We start from the raw sequence: 20,842 nt of genomic DNA, 5'->3' as shown, positions 1-20,842 counted from the left end.
ACGGTGTCGATATCAATCGAGTTCCGTGATGACCTTCGATTCGATTTTCCGGAGGTGTTCACCGACCGTCCCCGCCGAGATACCCGCTCGTTCCGCAAGGTCGTCGAGGGTCGCACGCCGCGGTATTTCGTAATACCCCGCGTCGATAGCTAGCTTCAACAGTTCTCGCTGGCGGTCCGTCAGCAGCGACGCGAGTCGGCGCATATCAGGTCGATACTCGCCGATCCCTTCGAGCGAGATCGAAATCCCGTCGGGGATTTCCGCGACCGCCTCTCGGATCTTCTCGTCCGTCCCGAGCATGGTTATTCGAAGCCCGCCTTGCTCGTTGTACTCCATCGGCCAGTCCACGACGATCTCGTGTCGGCGGAATATACCGAGGAGGTCGGTCATGAGGGTATTCGCTCGAAAATGGAGGTAGACGTGCCCCTCCGACGCCGCGGACCGCTCGACCGATAGCACGTCCGAGTCGGCCTCTAGTATCTCGGTTCCCCGTTCGAGGTCCCCACCGAGTTGGTACAGTCCGACGCCGGTTCCGTCATCCAAGAGGTTGATGTAGTGAATCGCGTCACCGTTCACCGTTAGGTCGGCGTACTCGCCGCTCGAACAGCGTTCATCGTCGATTCGAGGAATGACGAACGTAATATATTTCATCTGTCAACCGGCCGTCGTGTTCGTAGTGTCCGGAACGACCGGTCTCGGCCGCACAGTACAGAGACGGGGCCGGCTATGTCGGTCACGGACGATGGCGCGTCGGAGTATGCCGCATGCGTATTTAAACGTGCCTCAGATGTGTGGCGCTATTCGCATGCACCGGTGGAACCTCCATACCACCAGCGTATGCCGAGCATGACTGTTGAAACAGCCGAAACGCACGGTCCGGACGGGAGTAGTACCAAACCATGAACGCGAAATCGACCGTATTGATTGTCCTCGGCGGCATCGTGGCGCTTCTCGGGTTGTTGTGGATCGTTCAAGGCCTCGGAATCGTCCAAATCGATCCCATTCTGTGCGTGGCAGACTGTGAGCCGATCACCGGCGGATCAGTGCAGTGGACGGTCGTCGGCGTCATCGCCCTGTTCGTGGGTGTCGCCATCGTCCGATGGGGACGAAACGTGTGAGCTGATGCTGATATCTGGTAAGACGTTCTACCGACAGACCGAGTAAAACCCGTTTTCGTCGCGCTATTCCGCCGAGTCGAGAACTCAGCCGCTGGTGTGGACTTTCCCTGTCGCACTCACGTCCGGTGAGTCGACCTCCTGTCCGACGCGAACCGTGAGCACGGGCACGGTCGAAGCACGGACGACTCGCTCGGCGACGCTTCCGAGGAGGAGGCGGTCGATGCCACCACGACCGTGGGTTCCCATCACGATGAGATCGAAATCGTCCAGTTCGGCGTAGCGGACGATTTCCTTGTTCGGTGGCCCTTCGAGCAGATGTGTCGTGAGCGAGACGTCGTACTCCCCCACGATACGGCGGGCGTCTTCGAGTGCCGACTCGCCCTCTTCCTCCAGCATTCCCGAGACGCCTTCCCAGGACGTTTCCATCGGCAGGCTGGCGTACGTCGAGGAGTTGACGACGTACACCGCGTGGAGTTCCGCACCATGCGCCTCGGCTAGTTCAGCGGCGTGCGCGAGGACGCATCGCATTTCCTCCGAACCATCGGTCGGCACGAGAATTCGGTCGTACATGGATGTGTTACCGAGTGTCACGGCCCGTGTTGTCTTAACTCATTTGGTGGCGATCACCTTCGAATCGAAAGGGATTCCGGGGAATCACAACAGAACGTCGATCACGTCGCTCGCCCCCGCCCGTCGGACGACCGATCGAACTACGTCCTTGTTTCCACAGAGGTTGTCTGAGTCGCCGTCGAGAACCAGTAGCTTCGCATCCCTCCCCGGTTCGAGGAGACCACAGTTCAGGCCCGCGATTCGTGCCCCGTTTTGGGTGGCCATCCGGAGCACTTCACGGGGAGAGATGTCCGTCAGTTTCACCGTGAACTCCATCTCGCGGAACATCGACGGGCTATTCAACATCACGTTGTCCGTCCCGAGTGCGACCGTCGTCCGGTCGAGCAGTTCCTTCATCGGCGGCAAGCCGACGCCCGTGACGAGGTTCGAACGCGGGCAGACGGCGATTGGAACCTCGCTGTGTTCGATTCGGTCGAGATGGATCGGTTCGGGGTGGACGACGTGAACGAGGAAGTCCGGCGAGAGGTCGAGCGCTGGATTGAGGTCGCTCGAATCGGCCTCGCCCGCGTGAATGCCGAAGGTCTTCCCCGCCCGGTCGGTCGCGGTGCGCTCACGGCCGAAATCGGCGTCGTTCGCGCCGCTCGCTCCGAACCCGTCCGCGGCTTCCATCGCATCGACCGTCTCCCGGCCGAGAATGAACGGGTCGATGTCGAGGCCCTCGGCCGCTTCGCGGAGGGCGAACACGCCCTCGACGCCGCCCTCGCGGAATTCGAGGAACGACGCGGTCCCCGTCGATTGCATGAACTGGAGCGACCGCCGCATCGCATCGACCTTTTCGGCGCGGGACGTTTCCCGAAGGAGCCGGTGTTTGAGCCCGTCCGGCGGCGCGACGAGTTCTTCCAACGAGAGTCCGGCCCCGGCCTCCTTGGCGATGGAATCGCCGATGTGGGTGTGTGCGTTGACGAACGCCGGACAGACGACTTTCGACGACGAGACGGACTCCTCTTCGATAGCGGTAATCGTCCCATCCTCGACGACCACGCGACCCTCGATGGGGTCGAAGTTCGGACCGGAAAGGATGGTTCCCTCCACGAGCATACGTGGCGGTTGTCAGTAGCCGACCTTAAACGCCCCGTCGTCGGAATTATTTCCCTTACTCCATCTACCCTTCCTCACCTTCCTACTTTCCCTATTCCACCGCTACCTATTTCTCCTCGAAGTCCGTCAGCGTCGTCCGAACGCCGGTTCTAACGTCGCTGACGAGCGCACCGTCGGTTTCCAAGCCGAGGATTCGCTCCGCCGCGTGTCCGGCAGCCTCCGTCTCGTCCGCCGGCGTGTACACGCCGAGGCGCCACTGGTCGCGCTGGACCTGCTGCAGCGCCCGAACCAGCGTGGATTGCCGAGCGAGCGGCCGGACTTCGTTGTTGACGACGACGCGCGACGACGATTCGGTCATCGCCGGTCGACTCGGCACGTCGAGGGTAACGTGCTCGGAATCGACGCCCGCACTCTCGGCGATTTCGTTCTCGTACCGACGAATCGTCTCGTGGTCGGCATCGATGATTTCGTCGGGAACGTCCCCCATCTCCGCCCAGACGGCACGTTTGTAGAGGTCACGGTCAGTGAGACGTCGAGCGAGTTCGACGGTTTCCGGGTTCATTCGAAGCGCGACGATCAGATCATGGTCGTCCATGCGTCGTAGTTGCTCGGCGTCGATGTCCGGCGAATCGAGCAGGCGCTCGCTCGCCCGCTGGAGCATCGACTTGCTGATTCGTGTGACGTGGTGGTTGTACACCGTCGGGTTCATCAGCGCACGGGCGACGAGCAGGCTCTCCGCCGTTTGGACGTTCCCCTCGGCGAGCACGAGCCTCCCGTCCGCGAACGTCAACTCGTGTGTCAGTCGCTCGTGGTCGATGGTGCCGTAGGGGACGCCGGTGTGATGGGCGTCCCGGACGAGGTAGTCCATCCGGTCCACGTCGAGTTCGCCGGAGACGAGTTGCCCTAGTTCCCCTTCGCCCGCGATGAGTCCCGCGATGGTGGTCGGATCCAAGTCGTGGTCGCGGAGGATGTCGCCGACCGTCGAGTCCGTGAGCAGGTCGAGAACGTCGTCGTGATATTTCCCCGTGCGACGGTGGATTAGCTCCTCGATGGTGTGGCTGAAGGGGGAGTGCCCAACGTCGTGGAGGAGCGCGGCCGCGCGAACGCGCTCCGCTTGTCTCCCCTCGATGCCGAGGTTTTCGAGCGCTTCGCAGGCCAGATGATAGACGCCGAGGCTGTGTTCGAATCGGGTGTGATTCGCGGAGGGGTAGACGAGACGGGCGGTTCCGAGTTGCGTGATGTGTCGAAGTCGCTGGACAGCATGCGTGTCGAGCAACTCGTTCGCAACGCCGACGACTTGGATATGGTCGTGGACGCTGTCCTTGATGGTCTTCATTGTCGGAACGTTGTCCCGTCACGGTATAAAAACTGAAGGACGAGGCTTTATGTCCTCTCTCGCAGGAAACGAACCATGGTCACGTTTCTCTCAGGGGGGACGGGCACCCCCAAACTGTTGGAGGGCGCGGAAGGGGTCTTTTCGCCCGCCGAGACGACGGTTATCGGTAACACCGGTGACGACGTCGAACTCGGTGGCCTCCTCGTCTGTCCCGACATCGACACGGTGTTGTTCCAGCAAGGGGGCGTGCTGAACCGCGAGACGTGGTGGGGAATCGCCGACGACACGACCGAGACACACGACGAACTCCATCGTCTCGCCGAATCGGCCGACCTCTCCACCGGCCCGCGGTACCTCCCCAACGAACGCCAGACAGACGGGCGGAAAATCGCCCGCTGGCGGCGCTTTTCCGGCGTCGCAGAGTTCATGCTCCTCGGCGATCACGATAGGGCAGTGCACGTCACTCGGACGGGACTGCTGGACGAAGGCAACACGCTCACCGAGACGACGCGAACTTTGGCGGACGCGTTCGACTCCCCGCTCGACGTCGTCCCGATGAGCGACGACCCGGTCGCGAGCATCATTCACACGCCCGAGGGCGAGATGCACTTTCAGGAGTTCTGGGTCGCACATGGCGGCGAACCCGACGTCACGGATGTCGAGTTCAGGGGTGCGGAAGACGCGGAGCCATCGCCCGCCGCCCTCTCCGCGATGACCGACGGACCGGTCGTCATCGGCCCGTCGAACCCCGTGACGAGCATCGGACCGATGCTCGCGATGGACGCGTTCCGCGAGGCGCTCGAATCGACCACCGTGGTCGCGGTGTCGCCGTTCGTGGAGGACCGGGTTTTCTCCGGGCCAGCGGGGAAACTGATGGACGCGGTCGGCTATCAACCGAGCACGGCGGGCGTGGCGGAGGCGTATCCCTTCGCCGACGCGTTCGTGCTGGACGACGAGGACCGAACGGAACTCGGCCGTCCGACGATCCGAACCGACACGAAGATGGACGACGAATCGGACGCGCACCGCGTCGTTCGTGCCGTGCAGGACGCGTTGGAGGTGGCGTGATGGTCGAACCGTTCGAACCGCGGGTCGCGCTCGCCAGCCTCAGCGGGGAAGCAGACGCCGAATGGGCGCGAAACGCCGCCGATCACGCAGGGGCGGCATTTTTGGGTGGAATCGCGCTGGACGAGGAAACGCGAGCGGCCGCCCGGAAATTGGTCGCGCGCGAACGAACCGAATTCCTGCCGGACGACCCCGTCGCGTTCGTGGACGGGCAACTCGCCGCGCTTTCCGATTCCCCGATTCGCCCCGGAATCAACGTCCGTTCCGCGACGCTCCCTCCGATTCGAGCGATGGGTGACGTCTGCCACCGCCACGGCGCGATACTGGAGCTCAACGCACACTGCCGACAGGAGGAGATGTGTGCGGCCGGTGCCGGACAATCGCTCCTTCGGGACCCGGACCGCCTCGCCGAGCAGGTTCGCGTCGCGGCCGAAACGGGTGCCGCGGTGAGCGTCAAAGTCAGAGCCGAGGTGCCCGGCGTGAACCTTCCCGAGGTCGCTCGCAAAGCGGTGGACGCGGGCGCGGACATCGTCCACCTGGACGCGATGGACTCCGAGCGGATGGTGCAGGTGGTGGCCGAGGCCACGGACTGTTTCCTCGTGGCGAACAACGGCGTCCGCGACGAGGCGACGGTCGAGGAGTATCTGGAGTACGGCGCCGACGCGGTCAGCGTCGGACGGCCGAGTGACCGCCCCGAAGTGCTCTCCCGCGTTCGCCGTGCGACGGATGCGTGGTTCACGGAGGTGCTGGCATGACGCCAGCGGAACACGCGCAACTCGCGCTGTTGCTGGAAGTCGCCGGAACGCCGAAACCCGGCAACGTGGACAGGGAGCGCGATTTCCCCGATCTACGGTTCGAGCATTTCCTCGCCGGAGCGGTCGGTTCCGGCGCGGGACTCCGAGCGGCCGAGGCGGATGCACCGGTCGGTGAAGCCTTCGAAGAAGCCGTCGCCGGGATGAGCCAGCAGGAGGGTGGCAACACCCAGTTCGGTGCGCTGTTGTTGCTGGTTCCGTTGGTGAAGGCCGACGAACGCTCGCCGGAGGGCGTCACGGAGGTCGTCGAAGCGACGACCGTTGAGGATGCGGCGGGGTTCTACCGCGCGTTCGAACACGTCGATGTGGCGGTTTCGGACCCGCCGGAAGGGACCGACGAGTTCGACGTTCGACGGGGAAGCGACGCGATTCCCGCACTGGAAGAAGCCGGACTCACGCTGTACGACGTGATGGAACTCGGCGCGGACGAGGACGGAATCGCCCACGAGTGGACACACGGCTTCGAGCGAACCTTCACCGTGGCCGAACGCATCGAGGAACTCGACGGCGGGATTTCGGCCCGCGCGGCGCAGGTGTATCTCGAACAACTGGCCCACGAACCGGACACCTTCGTGGCGAAACGACACGGCAAGAAAACGGCCGAAAGCGTGCTCGTTCGGGCACAGGAGGCCCTACAAGAAGCGCGCGAGGGCAACCCGGAACTCGTGACGGCGTTCGCCGAATCACTGGTGGACGACGGGATCAACCCCGGAACGACCGCGGATATCGTCGCTGGCGGCCTGTTCGTCGCGCTGGAGCGGGGCGTTTCGCCGTGACCGGGACGAGGACGAGTTGGCCGGTCGAACTTCGCGGCGTGACCGAGTCCGTCGTCACGACGCTCGGGCCGAACGACCTGTGGAACGTGGCGGTTCTCGGCCTTCATTCCACCAACCCTGTAACCGCTCGCACGTGGGGTAACACCAGAACCCGGCGGAACTTCCACCGACAGGGCGGCGGCGTCATCCAGTTCACCCGCGACCCCGTGGACTTCGTGGAGGCCGCGCTGTCGATCCGGGAGGAAGCGGAACCGGTGCTCGACTCCGCGGATGCGCGGGTCGAAATCGAGGTGGAACAGGTCGATTCCGGGGAGACCGACGGAACCCACTGGGAGGAGTGGGAACTGATGCCCGTCGAATCTGAAATTCGGGAACGGCGGGTTCCGGTGACGAATCGGGGTTTCGCGGCCGTCGTGGAGGCGACCGTGGCGGCCTCCCGGTTGGACGTGGACGGCTACGATACAGCGGAACTCCGGGGTCGGTTGGAGTATTTCGAGGAGGTCACGCGGACCTGTGGCGGCGAGCGCGAGCGTGCCGCGTTCGACCGAATTCGGGAATTGGTCGAGTGGTAAGCGCGGTTCGTCATTTATTTTCGACCGTTCTATCGTTCGACAGTCCGGGGTGATTTCAAAAGAGGTATCACTCACGCTCGCACTACCCGCCGAGTATGAAGCCTCGGTTCGTGGGTCGTCTTTCGCTCGCCGACGCGGTGACGGTTTCGAACGCCGCGCTCGGCTTTCTGGCGATTTCGCTCGCGGCCACGAACCCGCGACTGGCGGCGCGCCTCGTCCTACTGGGGGCGGTGGCGGACGGGTTGGACGGCGTGCTCGCCCGCCGCTATGGGAGTTCGGCGGCCGGGCCGTATCTGGATTCGTTGGCCGACGTCGCGTCGTTCTCGGTCGCCCCTGCAGTGTTGGTCGTCGCCGTCGTGCGCGAGACGTGGGGATTCGACACGTTTCGCGTGGGAGTCGCGATGCTCGCCGGGGCGCTGTTCGTCGCCATGGCGATCGTCAGACTCGGGTTGTACACGGCCTACGACACCGACGACGACGTGACGGAGGGGATTCCGACGACGCTCGCGTCCGTCATCCTCGTGGCTGGCGTCCTCGCAGGGTTCACCGACCCCACAATCCTCGTCGCGCTCACCTTCGTCCTCTCCGGGTTGATGGTCTCGACGATCACGTATCCCGACCTACTGGCGCGTGATGCGCTCATCATGGGCGTCGTCCACTCGCTCGCGGTCCTCATTCCCAACTTCAAAGGCCGGACCTTCCCGTATGCGCTGCTGTCGCTTGCACTGGCGTATCTCATTCTCTCACCGGGGTTCTACTGGCGGGAGACGGAAGGAAAACCGACGCCTGCGAAGACGACAGAAGGGAAACGCTCTTGATGGCTACGGGCCGAATTTTTCGCATATGAGTAAAACGGCACAGCCGGGGGTGGACGCATGAGCGACGATGGTGCCGAGGAAACGCAGGATGCGGAATCCGAGGACGAAATTCAAGCCGAGGAGCAACGGGAGTCCGAAGCCGTAGAGGAATCTGAGGCTGAAGAAGAATCCGAGGAGACCGTAGAGGAAGACGAGGCCGAAGAGGAATCCGAGGAGACCGTAGAGGAAGACGAGGCCGAAGAGGAATCCGAGGCTGAAGAAGAATCCGAGGAGACCGTAGAGGAATCTGAAGCCGAAGAGGAAGACGAGGAGACCGTAGAGGAATCTGAAGCCGAAGAGGAAGACGAGGCCGAAGAGGAATCCGAAGCCGAGGAAACGCCAGAGGAGACGGCGGAATCCATCGAAAACCGGCTCGAAAGTGCGGAAGCGGATCTGGAGGACGCCGAGACGGAAGCCGACCTCGACGTTGTCGAAGACGAACTGGACGACATCGAGGAGGAACTCGAAGCGGCGGACCTCCCCGAACCGGACGAAGAGGAAGACGAAGACGAAGACGAGGACGTGGAGGACCCGCGCGAGGAACTGGAGATGTTCCTCTCGGACCTTCGTGACGAACTCGAAGACCAACGCGGTCCGTACGCCGAGGACGTCATCAGCGACGTCGAGGACGCTATCTCGACCGTCGAGGACACCCGCTGGACGGTCGACGGGAGCGCGGAACTCGTGGAGGTCGTCGAGTCGTTCGTCGATACGGTACAGGAGGCGATCGGAACGGATTTCAGCGTCACCCTCACCCGTAATTCGGACGACCTCGCGGAAGTGCTCGGAGACACGGCGAGCGCCGTCGAGGAGGTGGAACTCGATCCGGACGAGGACGCGGAAACCATCGATACGCTTCTCGATGCGACCGACGAACTGCAGTCGGGCATCGACGACGCCGAGGAATGGAGCGACCTGAGCACCCGTGAACAACTCAGGCGTGAAGGCTACTACGACGTTCTCAACTACCGCAAGGACTACCCGCCGGAGTGGCACGCGCTCAAAATCTGGGAGAAACGCGACCGCGTCGACATGGTGCTCCTCGCGCTCGATTCCTTGCAGTCGAACTACATGGAACGACACTGCCTCGAAGCGCTCGAACGGATGGGCAACGAGGAAGCCGTCGATCCCATGCTCCAGCGTGCCGGTCGTCGTGACAAGGACGCCATCCGTATTCTCGGGAAGATCGGCAGCGAGGAAGCCATCGATTCGATCATCGACTACGTCGATGCCGACCCCGGAATGGCGAAGACCGTCATCAAGGCGCTCGGCGAAATCGGCAGCGACGAAGTCACGCAGGAGGTCGCGGACCAACTCGTGGTCGAGGACGAGGAAGTTCGAAGCTACGCCGCTCGTTCACTTGGTCTCATCGGCGATACACGTGCGATCAAACCGCTCTCGGAGACGCTGGCGGACGACGAGTCCGATTCGGTTCGTGCCAGTGCCGCGTGGGCGCTGAACCAAATCGGCACGGAAACGGCGCTCGACGCGGTCCGGGAGTACTCAGACGATCGGGCGTACATCGTCCAGAGCGAAGCCGAGAAGGCGCTGTAGTCTGCCGGTAAGCACTGCTTACTCCCGAGTAATCGGTCAATAACAAAGACCATCGATGTCCCTTCTCTTCCCGAGAGGTCAAAATGGCGACCGAATCCGCGCCACTCGGGATGTGTCCGAACTGCGGAAGCGACATCACTAGAGGTTATCTTCTCATCGAATACGACACCGAAGAGGGCTCGGAGCGCTTCGCCGAATGCCCAGACTGCCGCGAAATCGTTCACCCAGTTCACTGAGCGAGGAACGTCGCAAAGAATTCGAGCGCGAACGCGAGTGCGATACAGAACGCGCCGACGCGGCCGACCCACGTGTACTGTCTCACTTCCATCGGCGACATGTCGATGGTGTAATCGTTGTAATCCGGGTCGTACTCTATGTAGTCCGGAATCTGGAAGAACTCGAAGAAGACGAGAACGGCACCTAGAGCACCGAGAGCATAGCCCGCCAATTCGAGTATAATCGGAACGTCCATCATATAGACAAGGCGAAGGTGGTGGACAAAAATCCACCGTTCCGAGCGTTTATATCAGAGGACGAAACCACTCCTCCCCGTGTTCGCCAGAGTCGCGCTCGCCGTCCTCCTGGTGCTTGCTCTCCTGCCAGCTTCAGCAACGGGTGTCGCGACGACCACCACGGCAACCGGCACGAGCGCAACGGCAACCGGCACGAGCGCAACGGCAACCGGCACGAGCGCAACGGCAACCGGTACGACGACTCCATCCGGAACAAGAACCTCCTCCGGAGCTTCGACCCCATCCGGAACGACGACCCACTCATCAGCCTCGCCGCACATCGTCGCCGTGTACCCAAACCCGGTGGCGATGGACGACGCCGGGGAGTTCGTCGTCGTTACCTTCCCACGAAAGACGACCCTCTCGACGTGGACGCTGTCGGACGAGCAATCGACGTCCACCTTATCGAACCGAACCGTTTCGGGAACGGTCGCGTTCTCCACCGCGCCGAATCGCACCGAGAATCTCACGTCTTTTCGCATCCTCCCGCTCGAAAACCTCTCCCTCGCGAATTCGGGCGAGACGGTGACGCTCGGGCGAACGACCGGCGGCGGTTCGGAAACGGACGTCGATTCGGTCACCTACGTCGATGCGCCGGAGTCGGAGTGCTGGCGGCCGACCACGCAGTCGTGGCGACCGTTGGGCGCGACGAACTTCACGGTTACCCGCTCCGACGCCACGACCGCTCGCGTGTTCGTGCTTCCGGACGACCCGAACGTTCCCGTCGAAACGCTCCGTTCGGCCAAACGACGGCTCCTCCTCGCGGGTTACTCGTTCACTTCACCACGAATCACGGACCTCCTCATTGCGGCAGCGAATCGAGGCGTGAATGTTCACGTTCTCGTGGACGATGCCCCCGTGGGCGGCATTTCCACTCGGGAAGCGGCGGTGCTCGATAGACTCACCAACCACGGCGTCACCGTCGATGTCATCGGCGGAGAACGGGGGCGCTATGACTTCCACCACGCGAAGTACGCCATCGCCGACGACGAGGCAATCGTGATGACCGAGAACTGGAAACCCGCCGGTGTCGGCGGGCACTCCAGCCGTGGGTGGGGAGCGATCGTCGGTGGGGAGGCCGTCGAAAATCTCGAAGCGATATTCGACGCCGATACGTCGTGGTACGACACGACACCGTGGCAGTCGTTCAGGGAGGGGCGGTCGTTCAATCCGACGACGGCGGCGAACGAGAGCTACCCGACGAAATTTCCGGCGAAGCGTGTCCCCATCGACGCCGTGAGCGTGCTCACCGCGCCGGACGACGCGGAAAGCGGTGTTCTCTCGTTGCTTCGCTCCGCGAACGATTCCATCGATGTCCAACAGATGACCATCGGGAGTATCCATCAGCCGTTCATCCGGGCAACGCTCGCCGCGGCGCGACGGGGTGTGACGGTCCGAGTGCTCCTCAGCAACGCGTGGTACGTCCACGACGACAACCAGCGGGTCGTACGCTGGTTGAACGAGCGGGCCGACGCCGAAGGACTGCCGCTCGAAGCCGAACTCGCGTCGCCACACGGCTACGAGAAGATTCACGCGAAGGGCGTCATCGTCGACCGGCGACACGTCGTCGTCGGGAGTCTCAACTGGAACAATCACTCGGCACGTGAAAACCGGGAAGTCGCGGTTGTGCTTCACGGAAGTGCCGCTGGGAGATATTACAGCCGCGCCTTCGAAGCCGATTGGGGAGCAAAGAAAAATCGATTCCCGGTCGGTCTCGCCGCGTTCGTGGCGATAGCCATCGCTGGCGCGGTTTGGATCGCAAAACGGGAGATTCGGTTCGAGTCGTAGAACCGAGGTGGTCTCAGTTCGGTTTCAGTCGTCCTGCTGGTGTCCGACCGTCGTGCTCTGGAGTTCCTCGTCGAGTTCCGCGTCGGCCATCTTCTCGACGAGCGCGTCGAGCACCTGCTCTCGCATTCCCTTGACGAACTTGATGCTCCCGACGACGAGGTGGCCGCCACCGCTGACGCCACCGCCGACGACTTCCTCGTTAAGTTCCGTCACCATCTCGGGGATGTCGAGTCGGACGCCGTCACTGCGGAGGACGGCGAAATCCGGTCCGTAGCCGATGGTGATGACGGGTTCGCCCGTCTCCTTCACCTTGCGGTCGTGGATTTCGCCGGTCGTCTTCCCCGGTGGCGGGTAGGTGAATCGGTACGCGTGGTTTTCGACGTCCACGCGGTACAGGTGTGCCTCGCTCGCCAACCGTTCGTGTTTGACGTGGGGCATCGCGGCGTCGAGTTGTTTTTCGGTGTCGGCCTCGGCGCGCTCGGAGAGGAACGTGACGAGTTCGCGGTGGCGCTCCTCGTCGTCACAATCGACGTTCAGAACGTCGTTGATGAGGTTGCGTCCGGGGTCGTACTTCAGCCAGAACGCGCCGTAATCGAGCGCCTCGCCCATGTCGGTAAGGAACTCCTCGGAGTAGCCCTCCGATTCGGCCAGTTCGACGTAGTCCGTCATCGCGTCCGCCTTGGAGCGGTCCGAGATTCCGGCGACGGCGGGAACGTGACGGAGTTCGTCCGTAATGTCCGGCGAAATCATCCGCGCGAGTTCGACGCACATCATTCCCGTCGTGATGCGGTAATCCTCGTCGTAGAGGTACGGGTTGACGTGGCCGTCGATGTAGGGGTCCACCGCTTCCGGGTCGGGGTGGTGGTGGTCGACCACGAGAATCGGGATGTCGTAGTGGGCGAGGTTCGCGTAGGCTGGAACGTCCTCCTCGGTACTCCCGTTGTCGAGCATGAGCAAGAGGGGGAGTTTCTGGCCGTGTCGTGCTTGGTCTTCGAGCGCGAAGTTCAGGTCACGGGTCACGTCCTCCATCTCGTAGAACGGTGCCTTGCTCGGCAGGCGCTTGAAGAGGTGGCGCTTGGCCTCGGGCGCTTGGTGGGTCTCCTCGATGAACCGCTTCAGCGCGAGTTCGACCGGGAGGCTGGCACACATGCCGTCGCCGTCGGCGTGGTGACGGACTCGAATCGGGCGGCTTTCGAGCACCGTGCGGCGGAGCTGTTTTGCGATCTCCCGGAGGTCGGGGAACAACTGTTCGAGGGCGGGCCACTCGATGAGGGGTTCGGTCTCGTGGGGTTCCGCGCGCTCGTCCAGGGCCGTCTCGATCCGGTCGCTGACGACGGCCTCTTCGTCGCCTTCCAATGCGGTGAGCGACGTGACTTCGACTTGGAGGGAGCCTTCGCGTTCTTCGACGACGCCGACGAGGTGAACGATGTCCTCGATTTCGATTTCGGGATGTGCGCGGACGCCCGCTTCCTCGAAGGCGGCACACGGGACGACGCCCGTGGGGTCGCTGACGTGGAAGATGGTCGGACCGCCGGTCTGTTTGATCTGGACGACTTCGCCTTCGAGGTGAACGGTATCGCCGACTTGGTCGGCGAGGGTCCCCGTTTCGGCGACTTCGTATTCGTGAGCGACGGCGACGGTTTCGGCGTCGTCGATGTCGACGTCGACCGGCGTGAAACTCAAGTCGCCGTTCTCACGTACTTCGAGGAGTTCGACGACGAGACTGTCATCGACATCGTAGTCGGTAGAGAGGTTCGATTCGTGAACGAGACCCGAGACAGAGTCCGAAAGGTCGACGAACACACCATAATCGACGACGCCGTTGACGACGGCGTGGTATCGTTCGCCCTCGGAAATATCAGAGAGGGTGCAATCCGCCGCGAGTTCGTAAACGACGGGATTACCCGGTCCATCACCGGGGTCAGTATCAGCGGGATTCATCTTGTGCGTCTCTTCGGCCGCACTATTTTTAACGCTTTGCAACTGGCTTCCCTTCGGAAGATCGCCCGTGACCGTCCGGCCTCCGGTCCTTCGTAACGCTTAGAACGCGGGCGCTCGGAGTGTAGCGTATGCGGCTGTTCCGGTCGAACGAAATTCTCGGTATCGCGGAGGGCGCGCTGACGTTCGCACTCGAAGCGTCCCGCGATGCCTATCCGAACGAGTACATGGGCTATCTCCGTGGCGAGGAGGCGAGAAACCTCGGTCTCGATCGCGACGGACTGGTCATCACTGACGTACTCGTCATGCCCGGCACCGAATCGAACAGCGTCAGCGCGACGGTGAAGACGAGCACCATCCCGAACGACATCAGGGCGGTCGGATCGGTACACTCACACCCGAACGGCGTGCTCCGCCCGAGCGATACCGATCTGGGGACGTTTCAGAAAGGTACCGTTCACATCATCATCGGCGCACCGTACGAGCGAAACGACTGGCAAGCGTTCGACCGGGAGGGGAACCCCCAGAAACTCGACGTGCTCGACGTCGAACTTCCGGAGGCGGAATCGTTCTTCGACTTTACGCAGGCGGACATCGACGAGGAGTTGAGAGACCAGTGACACACGTACTCGCACAAGGAACCTTCGACATTCTACACCCCGGCCACGTTCACTACCTCCGCGACGCCGCAGGGATGGGCGACAGACTATCGGTCATCATCGCACGCCGGGAGAACGTAACACACAAACAACGACCGATCCTGTCCAACCGACAGCGGCGGGACATGATCGACGCGCTCGGCGTCGTGGACGATGCGCTCGTCGGTCACCCCGAGGACATCTTCGCCCCCATCGAGGAACTCGACCCCGACATCATCGTGTTGGGATACGACCAGCATCACGACGATGCGGCCATCGAGGCGGAACTCGATCGGCGAGGAATCGACTGCGTGGTTCGGCGTGCGTCGCCGCTCGAACCCGGCGACGACGACGATGAACTGCTCTCCACCGGACGAATCATCGACCGGATTTGCGAAGAACGCTGCTGAAAGGCTGATTCGGGCGGAATGTTCCTCGATTGATAGTATGACGACGATGAGCGACGTTTCGAGAGACATATACGCCGGGCAATCCGAACCCACTGTATGAACCGCCGAGCGTTTTTAGCCGGGGTCGTCGGCGCGACATCAGTCACCTTGGCAGGGTGTTCGAGCGTCCTGAACATGGGTTCCGAATCGCGGTCGATGGGCGGTGACTTCGACATCGGAACGAGTTCGATGGACTTCCATCCGGAGAAGTTCACGGCGACGGTCGGGGACACCGTCGTCTGGAAGAACACGGGGATGCGCCAGCACACCGTCACCGCCTACGAAAACCTCATTCCGGACGATGCCGAGTACTTCGCCTCCGGCGGGTTCGATTCCGAGCAGGCCGCCCGCGACGGGTGGAACAACGGCAAAGGCGGAATTCTTCAAGGACGGACGTACGAACACACGTTCGAGGTTCCCGGAAAGTATCCCTACCTCTGTATCCCCCACGAGTCGAGGGGGATGGTCGGCACTATCGTCGTGAAAGAGAAGTAACTCCGTCCCGTCTCGCCGTATTCTCAAAAAACGAAAATCGAACCGTCGTCCTTAGACTTCGGCTTCTTCTTCGTCCACGTCCACGGAGGTTTCCTCTTCCTCGGCAACCTCCTCGGGGTGGGCTTCCAGCGTCGCCTTCTGGATTTCGACGCGGCGGAGCGGGTAAATCGTCTTCGCCTCGCCGTAAATCGCGCTGGACAGACGACCTTCGACGACGCCGTCGAGGAGGTCCTGGAAGGTGTGCTCCTGTGCGGTCTCCTGCACGATGTCGATCATCGTGCGGCGGATGGCCTTCTCCTGGCTGTGGTCCGCCTTCTTCGTCGTGAACGCGACTGGCTGGATCTGGACGCGGTAGTCGTCCGAGGTCAGCACCGTGATGTATGCCTCGACCTTCGAGGCACCGCGTCGCACGAGGCTACGCAGGTAGTCGCGGGTGAGTTCGTGTCGGACGAACTCCGTGTACGCGGAGTCGCTACCCACGTCGTTGATCTTGAAGGTCAACTTCGTGTTGTTTTCGCTGGCGTTGTTCGTCAGTTCGCCAAGCGTCGTTTCGATGGTGCGGCCGAGCACCTTGTCCGGTTCGTCTGCGGGGGTCGTTCCAAGCTCCTCTCGGTCGAACTGCTCGGGAGCGAGAACGGTGTACCACCGCTTTTCCTGTGATTTCTTCGAGACTGATCGTTCACTCATAGTTGGTGTTAGTGTGTTGGTTTGCCGTTTGTACTACCTGTGCTGCCACCGAGAGGTTCACGACGTAATCGTCGATGGTCGTCTGGAGACCGCCGGTCGTCTCGCGTTCGATGGTCGTCGTAATCGTTCCGTCCTCCACGCTCGTTTCGATTTCGGGCGTGTTGTCGGGGACGACCGCCGCCGCGATGTGCTCGGCGTCCTCCAGTTCCGTGTGGATCGTCGCTCGTCTCATACTACCTCCCGGAACGCCGAAAGGAACTCCTTCGCGTCCGCGTCGAACCGCGCATAGCCGCGCCGTCTGCTTCCCGTTCCGTCGCCGTCGAGCCGGGAGCCAACCGTTCGCATGGCGTTCCCGAGGTCGACGAGGTCCGGATTCGAATCCGAACCCCCAGCCGAATTCGATTGGGGACCCGAATCCGAATCGTCGATACCGCGGTCACCGACTGCAACCGCGGCGGCTTCATCGTCAGTGACGACCAGCGCGATCGGTTCCGGCGATCTGAAATCGCCGAGCAGTCGCGCCGCCGTCACGACCGGTGCGTCGTCCGTTCGGGCGACGAACAGGCCGTCGTACCGACCCGTCGTCGCGTTCCGGACCACCGCGTGGGCCGCCTTCGAGTGCGTGCGCCACGCGTCGAGCGCGGGCGCACGGGCGTCGTGGCCCAATGCCAGCGCGATGCCGGTTCCGGGCTGCTCCTGGGCAACCGCGTCGAGAACGTCGGCGTAGCCGCCGAGCGTCGCGAACGGGTGGTCGTCGCCGAGTTCGTACGGGCGAAGCGCCCGCTGGACGGTCTCGCCCACTCGCGGCGTCGCGCCCTCCGGTCCGGCGACCGAGAGCGCGACGAGCGAGGCGATTTTTCGATTGGCGTCGTCGTCCAGTTCGACTGGGAGGTCGAGTTCGGCGAGTTCGGCTTGCACCGCCCCGGCGTCGCCGGAAAATCCGGCGTGCAGGAGCGTCGAATGGGCCACCCCGTCCGCGATGTCTTCGGTCGGCGTCGAAACGCCGGGCCGTCGCGTGAGGTCCGCCGTTTCGAGCAACCGTGCGGTGTCTCCCGCGCCGGGCGAGGCGCCAGCGGCCACGGCACCGGCGAGTGCCAGCACCGGGTCGGGCGACCCGCCGAGTTCGGTCGCGACGTCGAACGCGACGACGCTCGTCGGTCGTGTGTGTTCGGGGAGTGTGACGTCCCCGCCCGGTGCGCCGACCGTCACGACGAGTTCGTCGTCACCGGCGTCGGCGCGATGGGAGGGGAACGAGGTTGCACTCACCTGGAACGGGATACCGGCAGTCGCGCAGGCACGTGCGAGGAGACCGCCTGCCGCGAGCGCGTCACCGTCCGCGTGCGCGACGATCCGAACGAAGTCGGCGTCGCGGAGTGTCGCGGCGATGTCGCTCGCGGAGAGGGCGTCCTCGCCTGCGGTTCGGCCGGACGTGGACATCTATTCGAGGAGTTCCACTGCGTAGTCGTAGGTGTACGTGAAGTCCTCGTCGAGCTTGTCGCCGCGGTAGTAGTTGACGAGGCGGCGAACCTTCGACTCGGTGTTCTGCAGTGCGCGCTTGTTCTGTTTGTCCTGTGGGTTCTCGTCGACGTGCTCGCGCAGTCGCACGGCGCGCTCCATCAGGTTTTCGAGGTCTTCCGGCAGGTCGCTACCTGCGTCGTTCTCTTCGAGAATCTCGGTCACTTTCTTGCCCGTGACGAGCTTCACGTTCGGGACGGGCGTGCCGGTCACACCCTCGTCGCGGAGTTTCCCCCCGATCTGACTCGGGCTGAAACCGTCTTCCGCGAGTTCGACGACGCGGTCTTCCACGTCGTCGGCATCTACGTCGCTCCACTCCGGTGGTTCGTCTGCCACAGGTCGGTCCGAACCGGACGACCCACGGCGTCGCGTGTGCATTCGTGCCATAGTTGAGGATAGGAACTGCACGAGCCGCGAGAGTGCTGGCGATGGGTACCGCCAGTCGTGACTTCCGCCGTAGTCGGCGAAAGCACGTTGCACGTCCGCAATCCCAAGCCGTGAAATCTCACGACGCGTCGGATTTGCGGCTGTGCCGTTCCCTACGGGTCGTTTTCGTTTTTATGGGTTAAAGGGTTTCTATTCGAGTACTGTGTTTGGTGTGACGAGTGAAGTGTGAATTTGGGGGTGCTGCGAGAGCAGCTACTGAGACGAAGGCCCAGAACGCCCTCGCCCGCTCGCTACGAGTTGTTTCTGACTTCATCGAGAGAGCAGCTACTGAGAAGATCACCTCGAAAGCCCCCGCCCGCTCGCGGTCGCTCCACGAGATATTCTGGCCTCTCCGCGCTGGAAGAGCGAACTCTTCCAAGTCCCCGTTCGCTCCTTCGTCGCTCACGGGGACACCATTCGGCCAGAATAGTTGCTCATGGAGACGACCACGCGGTGCGCGAGCGGGCGGCCCCTTTCAATCCACCCATACACCACGCCACAACCCTCCCCAGCCTCCTCGCTCCCGTTGGTCGCTCGTCCCTCGCGCGGGCGCACTACCGTGCGCCAATCGCGCGCCGTGCGGTTGGTTCGTATTGCCCAGCCTGTCCTTCCGGGTGGCGCGCGCTGTCACAGCCCTGAGGCCAGCGAGGTTTCGGAGAAACCTCGGGGTGAACGGTGTAATTGCCGAGCAACGCTCGGCAGTCAGCCGGACGAAGTCCGGCGAAATTGCCAAGCGTTGCTTGGCGGTCAACCGGACGGAGTCCGGTGAAACCGTGAACCAGCGGTTCGGCCGAAGGGCTGTAGCAGAATCGTGCGAGGGATGACGGAGGGAGCGCGAGCGACCGGAGTTCTCGTGAACCGGGCGGGACCTTCGGTCCCGCTGGAAGCGGGCGCAAAGCGCCGGCGACAAAGTGAACGAGAGCACGGCGAGCGAAGCTCTCCCGGAGGAATCGGCTGGTGAGGGTGTGGCCTGCGGTGCGGTGGCGGAGCGGGTGCGGTATTCATGCGGCTCGGTTACTGAAATCACCATGGAATCAAACGTTCCTGTGCGGAGCGGGCGGGAGGCTTTCGAGGCGGTCCGCTTCCTAGCAACTGTAATCACAAAGGTATCAAACGCGTCTCGTCGTAGCGAGTGGTGTGTCACACCGCCGCGGGGTGGCATTGATTTCGAGAGGTTTATCAATGGTCGTACGGAAGTAGTGAATGCAGACGCGGGCTCGTAGATCAGTGGTAGATCACTCCCTTGGCATGGGAGAGGCCCCGGGTTCAAATCCCGGCGAGTCCATTTCCTTCCGCTCGTTTCACTCGCTCAGTCAATGGACTCGCCGTAGTTCCCCTCGCATTGTCGCCGGCGCTTCGCGCCGGCTTCCAGCGGGACCTTCGGTCCCGCCCGGCTCGCGGGACTCCCGGCGAGTCACTGCCAATTTCCCGTCATATTCAGAGTTCCAGACCGCAAGGTATGGTCTCTGATACGTGCGAGTTCACCACTATTAGGTTAGAGATTACTCCCTCTCAGAAAGGAGTTCATCAGGGTTTCAAGCCCGGCGAAAACTGCTGCACTACCGTAAGATAATCCACCAACCCCAATTCAACTCCTACCTCCAACTACCGCGACCACGCCACCACGGACCCGCCCATCGAATCGACCAGTTCGACAGCACCGAACACGGCCAGACAGGAGACGAACGCGACGGTGCCCAACTTGCCGCCAGCCCCGGTGAACGAGGGCGCGACGGCGACGAAGACGATTCCGCAGAGCGTGCCAGCCAGCGCGACGTGCCCCTCGTGTCCCAGTCGGTCCGTGGTGGACATGCCGACGAAGGATGCACAGAACGCGACGGTGGCGAGCGTCGAACCCATGGCCGGAAAAGCGAGGGGGAACGCCACGCCCGCGACGAGGCCGACCAGTGCGGAGCCTACTACCGCGCCGAGTTCGAGGCGGACGCTCAGCACCACCGTGGCGATGGCGGCCAGTATCGCCACCGGGACGACGACCACGGCGTTCGACCACTGTGGAAGCGTCGCGGCGGCGTAGCTGGCGTCCGTGAACGTGGCCGTGGTGGCACAGCCGAACAGGGCGAGCGTGCCGAGTTTCCCGCCGAAACCGTGGAACACCTCCGTCGTCGCGACGTACGCGAGGCCCGCAACCGCTCCGGCGACGAGGAGGTAGTTGACGGACGGGAACAGCGCTGGCGACGCCATCCCGACGAACGACCCGCAGTAGGCCGGGACAGCGACTTCCGGTTTCCCGACGCCGACGAACAGTCCGACGAGGGCGGACGCGACGACCGGTCCGAATCCGACCTGAACGCTGAGGAGGTAGGTGGCGACGCTCGCCACGAGGACGGCGGCCCAGTCGGCGACGTCCGACCGGGAGAACAGGGGGAGATTGGCGTTCCCGAATCCACGATCACGTCTGACGACGGTGGTAACCCCGCCCACGAGTACGATGCCGCCTTCGAGGGTGGTGACATCCACGGGAATATCGGCGGGGGAGAGAAACGCGCTCGCAAGCAGTGCAAACGGCGTCACGACCAACGCGAAAAAACCGGCGTCACGGACCAACTTGTCCATGGGTACCACTGATCGAAGCGGGTAGTAGTTAGTTGCGGTTTTCCCGCCGCAAACCTCGCCTC

Annotated in this window: 22 protein-coding genes and 1 tRNA gene; 12 read left to right on the top strand and 11 right to left on the bottom strand. The window is 62.9% G+C overall.

What is annotated here, in order from left to right; translation table 11 throughout:
* Positions 1 to 12: 12 nt before the first annotated feature.
* Complete coding sequence (locus tag NKF25_RS07560) at positions 13 to 651, bottom strand: helix-turn-helix domain-containing protein (RefSeq protein ID WP_253226086.1); 639 nt, start codon at positions 649 to 651, stop codon at positions 13 to 15.
* Between the two features lie 248 nt (positions 652 to 899).
* Between NKF25_RS07560 and NKF25_RS07555 the strand changes: the two genes are divergently transcribed.
* On the top strand, positions 900 to 1,118 hold the full coding sequence (locus NKF25_RS07555) for a hypothetical protein (protein WP_253226085.1): 219 nt from the start codon (positions 900 to 902) through the stop codon (positions 1,116 to 1,118).
* A gap of 84 nt (positions 1,119 to 1,202) precedes the next feature.
* On the opposite strand, the gene NKF25_RS07550 is transcribed toward NKF25_RS07555, so the two are convergent.
* The 3 genes from NKF25_RS07550 to NKF25_RS07540 all read right to left on the bottom strand — a co-directional run bounded on the left by NKF25_RS07550 (position 1,203) and on the right by NKF25_RS07540 (position 4,122).
* Positions 1,203 to 1,688, bottom strand: coding sequence for a universal stress protein (locus NKF25_RS07550; protein ID WP_253226084.1), 486 nt, complete (start codon positions 1,686 to 1,688; stop codon positions 1,203 to 1,205).
* 84 nt (positions 1,689 to 1,772) lie between these two features.
* Positions 1,773 to 2,786, bottom strand: coding sequence for an amidohydrolase family protein (locus tag NKF25_RS07545; RefSeq protein WP_253226083.1), 1,014 nt, complete (start codon positions 2,784 to 2,786; stop codon positions 1,773 to 1,775).
* 106 nt (positions 2,787 to 2,892) lie between these two features.
* The gene (locus tag NKF25_RS07540; RefSeq protein WP_253226082.1) at positions 2,893 to 4,122 is read right to left on the bottom strand and encodes an HD domain-containing protein; all 1,230 of its coding nucleotides are present in this window, start codon (positions 4,120 to 4,122) and stop codon (positions 2,893 to 2,895) included.
* A gap of 75 nt (positions 4,123 to 4,197) precedes the next feature.
* Here NKF25_RS07540 and cofD point away from each other — a divergent pair, with 75 nt between their 5' ends.
* The 6 genes from cofD to NKF25_RS07510 all read left to right on the top strand — a co-directional run bounded on the left by cofD (position 4,198) and on the right by NKF25_RS07510 (position 9,758).
* Positions 4,198 to 5,190: a 2-phospho-L-lactate transferase gene (gene cofD, locus NKF25_RS07535; RefSeq protein WP_253226081.1), complete on the top strand. Its 993-nt coding sequence runs from the start codon at positions 4,198 to 4,200 to the stop codon at positions 5,188 to 5,190.
* The gene (locus tag NKF25_RS07530; RefSeq protein WP_253226080.1) at positions 5,190 to 5,942 is read left to right on the top strand and encodes a tRNA-dihydrouridine synthase; all 753 of its coding nucleotides are present in this window, start codon (positions 5,190 to 5,192) and stop codon (positions 5,940 to 5,942) included. Before cofD ends, NKF25_RS07530 begins: the two co-directional genes overlap by 1 nt.
* On the top strand, positions 5,939 to 6,775 hold the full coding sequence (locus NKF25_RS07525; RefSeq protein WP_253226079.1) for a triphosphoribosyl-dephospho-CoA synthase: 837 nt from the start codon (positions 5,939 to 5,941) through the stop codon (positions 6,773 to 6,775). The genes NKF25_RS07530 and NKF25_RS07525 overlap by 4 nt, the downstream gene beginning before the upstream one ends.
* The gene (locus tag NKF25_RS07520; RefSeq protein ID WP_253226078.1) at positions 6,772 to 7,347 is read left to right on the top strand and encodes a DUF447 domain-containing protein; all 576 of its coding nucleotides are present in this window, start codon (positions 6,772 to 6,774) and stop codon (positions 7,345 to 7,347) included. Before NKF25_RS07525 ends, NKF25_RS07520 begins: the two co-directional genes overlap by 4 nt.
* 95 nt (positions 7,348 to 7,442) lie before the next feature.
* Complete coding sequence (locus NKF25_RS07515) at positions 7,443 to 8,165, top strand: protein sorting system archaetidylserine synthase (RefSeq protein WP_253226077.1); 723 nt, start codon at positions 7,443 to 7,445, stop codon at positions 8,163 to 8,165.
* Positions 8,166 to 8,222: 57 nt separating this feature from the next.
* Entirely contained in the window at positions 8,223 to 9,758 is a 1,536-nt protein-coding gene (locus NKF25_RS07510; protein WP_253226076.1) for a HEAT repeat domain-containing protein, read from the top strand.
* Positions 9,759 to 9,987: 229 nt separating this feature from the next.
* On the opposite strand, the gene NKF25_RS07505 is transcribed toward NKF25_RS07510, so the two are convergent.
* On the bottom strand, positions 9,988 to 10,230 hold the full coding sequence (locus tag NKF25_RS07505) for a hypothetical protein (RefSeq protein WP_253226075.1): 243 nt from the start codon (positions 10,228 to 10,230) through the stop codon (positions 9,988 to 9,990).
* A 79-nt stretch (positions 10,231 to 10,309) separates the two neighbouring features.
* On the opposite strand from NKF25_RS07505, the gene NKF25_RS07500 reads away from it, so the two are divergent.
* Positions 10,310 to 12,058, top strand: coding sequence for a phospholipase D-like domain-containing protein (locus NKF25_RS07500; protein ID WP_253226074.1), 1,749 nt, complete (start codon positions 10,310 to 10,312; stop codon positions 12,056 to 12,058).
* Between the two features lie 24 nt (positions 12,059 to 12,082).
* Here the strand turns inward: NKF25_RS07500 and NKF25_RS07495 are convergent, their stop codons facing one another.
* Positions 12,083 to 13,999 (bottom strand): OB-fold nucleic acid binding domain-containing protein, encoded by a 1,917-nt coding sequence (locus tag NKF25_RS07495; RefSeq protein ID WP_253226073.1) that lies wholly within the window; start codon positions 13,997 to 13,999, stop codon positions 12,083 to 12,085.
* 128 nt (positions 14,000 to 14,127) lie between these two features.
* Here NKF25_RS07495 and NKF25_RS07490 point away from each other — a divergent pair, with 128 nt between their 5' ends.
* The 3 genes from NKF25_RS07490 to NKF25_RS07480 all read left to right on the top strand — a co-directional run bounded on the left by NKF25_RS07490 (position 14,128) and on the right by NKF25_RS07480 (position 15,578).
* Complete coding sequence (locus NKF25_RS07490) at positions 14,128 to 14,616, top strand: Mov34/MPN/PAD-1 family protein (protein ID WP_066145980.1); 489 nt, start codon at positions 14,128 to 14,130, stop codon at positions 14,614 to 14,616.
* Complete coding sequence (locus NKF25_RS07485) at positions 14,613 to 15,044, top strand: FAD synthase (protein WP_253226072.1); 432 nt, start codon at positions 14,613 to 14,615, stop codon at positions 15,042 to 15,044. The genes NKF25_RS07490 and NKF25_RS07485 overlap by 4 nt, the downstream gene beginning before the upstream one ends.
* A 96-nt stretch (positions 15,045 to 15,140) precedes the next feature.
* Entirely contained in the window at positions 15,141 to 15,578 is a 438-nt protein-coding gene (locus NKF25_RS07480) for a plastocyanin/azurin family copper-binding protein (RefSeq protein WP_253226071.1), read from the top strand.
* Between the two features lie 51 nt (positions 15,579 to 15,629).
* Here the strand turns inward: NKF25_RS07480 and NKF25_RS07475 are convergent, their stop codons facing one another.
* From NKF25_RS07475 to NKF25_RS07460, 4 genes are read right to left on the bottom strand one after another with little or no spacing between them, the layout of a single operon-like run.
* A complete protein-coding gene (locus NKF25_RS07475) occupies positions 15,630 to 16,265 on the bottom strand; it encodes a 30S ribosomal protein S3ae (RefSeq protein WP_253226070.1) in 636 nt (211 codons plus the stop codon).
* Positions 16,258 to 16,497 (bottom strand): KEOPS complex subunit Pcc1, encoded by a 240-nt coding sequence (locus NKF25_RS07470; RefSeq protein ID WP_253226069.1) that lies wholly within the window; start codon positions 16,495 to 16,497, stop codon positions 16,258 to 16,260. The genes NKF25_RS07475 and NKF25_RS07470 overlap by 8 nt, the downstream gene beginning before the upstream one ends.
* Complete coding sequence (locus tag NKF25_RS07465) at positions 16,494 to 17,702, bottom strand: exonuclease RecJ (RefSeq protein WP_253226068.1); 1,209 nt, start codon at positions 17,700 to 17,702, stop codon at positions 16,494 to 16,496. The genes NKF25_RS07470 and NKF25_RS07465 overlap by 4 nt, the downstream gene beginning before the upstream one ends.
* Positions 17,703 to 18,167, bottom strand: coding sequence for a 30S ribosomal protein S15 (locus NKF25_RS07460; RefSeq protein ID WP_253226067.1), 465 nt, complete (start codon positions 18,165 to 18,167; stop codon positions 17,703 to 17,705).
* A 1,252-nt stretch (positions 18,168 to 19,419) separates the two neighbouring features.
* On the opposite strand from NKF25_RS07460, the gene NKF25_RS07455 reads away from it, so the two are divergent.
* Positions 19,420 to 19,491, top strand: a tRNA-Ala gene (locus NKF25_RS07455).
* A 320-nt stretch (positions 19,492 to 19,811) separates the two neighbouring features.
* Here NKF25_RS07455 and NKF25_RS07450 read toward each other — a convergent pair.
* Positions 19,812 to 20,780: a hypothetical protein gene (locus NKF25_RS07450; RefSeq protein WP_253226066.1), complete on the bottom strand. Its 969-nt coding sequence runs from the start codon at positions 20,778 to 20,780 to the stop codon at positions 19,812 to 19,814.
* Between the last annotated feature and the right edge of the window lie 62 nt (positions 20,781 to 20,842).

Source organism: Haladaptatus sp. AB643, from assembly GCF_024136975.1.
In the GTDB taxonomy this organism is placed as follows: Archaea; Halobacteriota; Halobacteria; order Halobacteriales; family Haladaptataceae; genus Haladaptatus.
Note: the sequence above shows the minus strand (reverse complement) of the source record. Positions and strands in the feature narration are given on the sequence as shown.

Coding starts and splice junctions, on each gene's coding strand:
- NKF25_RS07560 (WP_253226086.1), bottom strand. CDS start 651: ATGAAATATATTACGTTCGTCATTCCTCGAATCGACGATGAACGCTGT.
- NKF25_RS07555 (WP_253226085.1), top strand. CDS start 900: ATGAACGCGAAATCGACCGTATTGATTGTCCTCGGCGGCATCGTGGCG.
- NKF25_RS07550 (WP_253226084.1), bottom strand. CDS start 1,688: ATGTACGACCGAATTCTCGTGCCGACCGATGGTTCGGAGGAAATGCGA.
- NKF25_RS07545 (WP_253226083.1), bottom strand. CDS start 2,786: ATGCTCGTGGAGGGAACCATCCTTTCCGGTCCGAACTTCGACCCCATC.
- NKF25_RS07540 (WP_253226082.1), bottom strand. CDS start 4,122: ATGAAGACCATCAAGGACAGCGTCCACGACCATATCCAAGTCGTCGGC.
- cofD (WP_253226081.1), top strand. CDS start 4,198: ATGGTCACGTTTCTCTCAGGGGGGACGGGCACCCCCAAACTGTTGGAG.
- NKF25_RS07530 (WP_253226080.1), top strand. CDS start 5,190: ATGGTCGAACCGTTCGAACCGCGGGTCGCGCTCGCCAGCCTCAGCGGG.
- NKF25_RS07525 (WP_253226079.1), top strand. CDS start 5,939: ATGACGCCAGCGGAACACGCGCAACTCGCGCTGTTGCTGGAAGTCGCC.
- NKF25_RS07515 (WP_253226077.1), top strand. CDS start 7,443: ATGAAGCCTCGGTTCGTGGGTCGTCTTTCGCTCGCCGACGCGGTGACG.
- NKF25_RS07510 (WP_253226076.1), top strand. CDS start 8,223: ATGAGCGACGATGGTGCCGAGGAAACGCAGGATGCGGAATCCGAGGAC.
- NKF25_RS07505 (WP_253226075.1), bottom strand. CDS start 10,230: ATGGACGTTCCGATTATACTCGAATTGGCGGGCTATGCTCTCGGTGCT.
- NKF25_RS07495 (WP_253226073.1), bottom strand. CDS start 13,999: ATGAATCCCGCTGATACTGACCCCGGTGATGGACCGGGTAATCCCGTC.
- NKF25_RS07490 (WP_066145980.1), top strand. CDS start 14,128: ATGCGGCTGTTCCGGTCGAACGAAATTCTCGGTATCGCGGAGGGCGCG.
- NKF25_RS07480 (WP_253226071.1), top strand. CDS start 15,141: ATGAACCGCCGAGCGTTTTTAGCCGGGGTCGTCGGCGCGACATCAGTC.
- NKF25_RS07475 (WP_253226070.1), bottom strand. CDS start 16,265: ATGAGTGAACGATCAGTCTCGAAGAAATCACAGGAAAAGCGGTGGTAC.
- NKF25_RS07470 (WP_253226069.1), bottom strand. CDS start 16,497: ATGAGACGAGCGACGATCCACACGGAACTGGAGGACGCCGAGCACATC.
- NKF25_RS07465 (WP_253226068.1), bottom strand. CDS start 17,702: ATGTCCACGTCCGGCCGAACCGCAGGCGAGGACGCCCTCTCCGCGAGC.
- NKF25_RS07460 (WP_253226067.1), bottom strand. CDS start 18,167: ATGGCACGAATGCACACGCGACGCCGTGGGTCGTCCGGTTCGGACCGA.
- NKF25_RS07450 (WP_253226066.1), bottom strand. CDS start 20,780: ATGGACAAGTTGGTCCGTGACGCCGGTTTTTTCGCGTTGGTCGTGACG.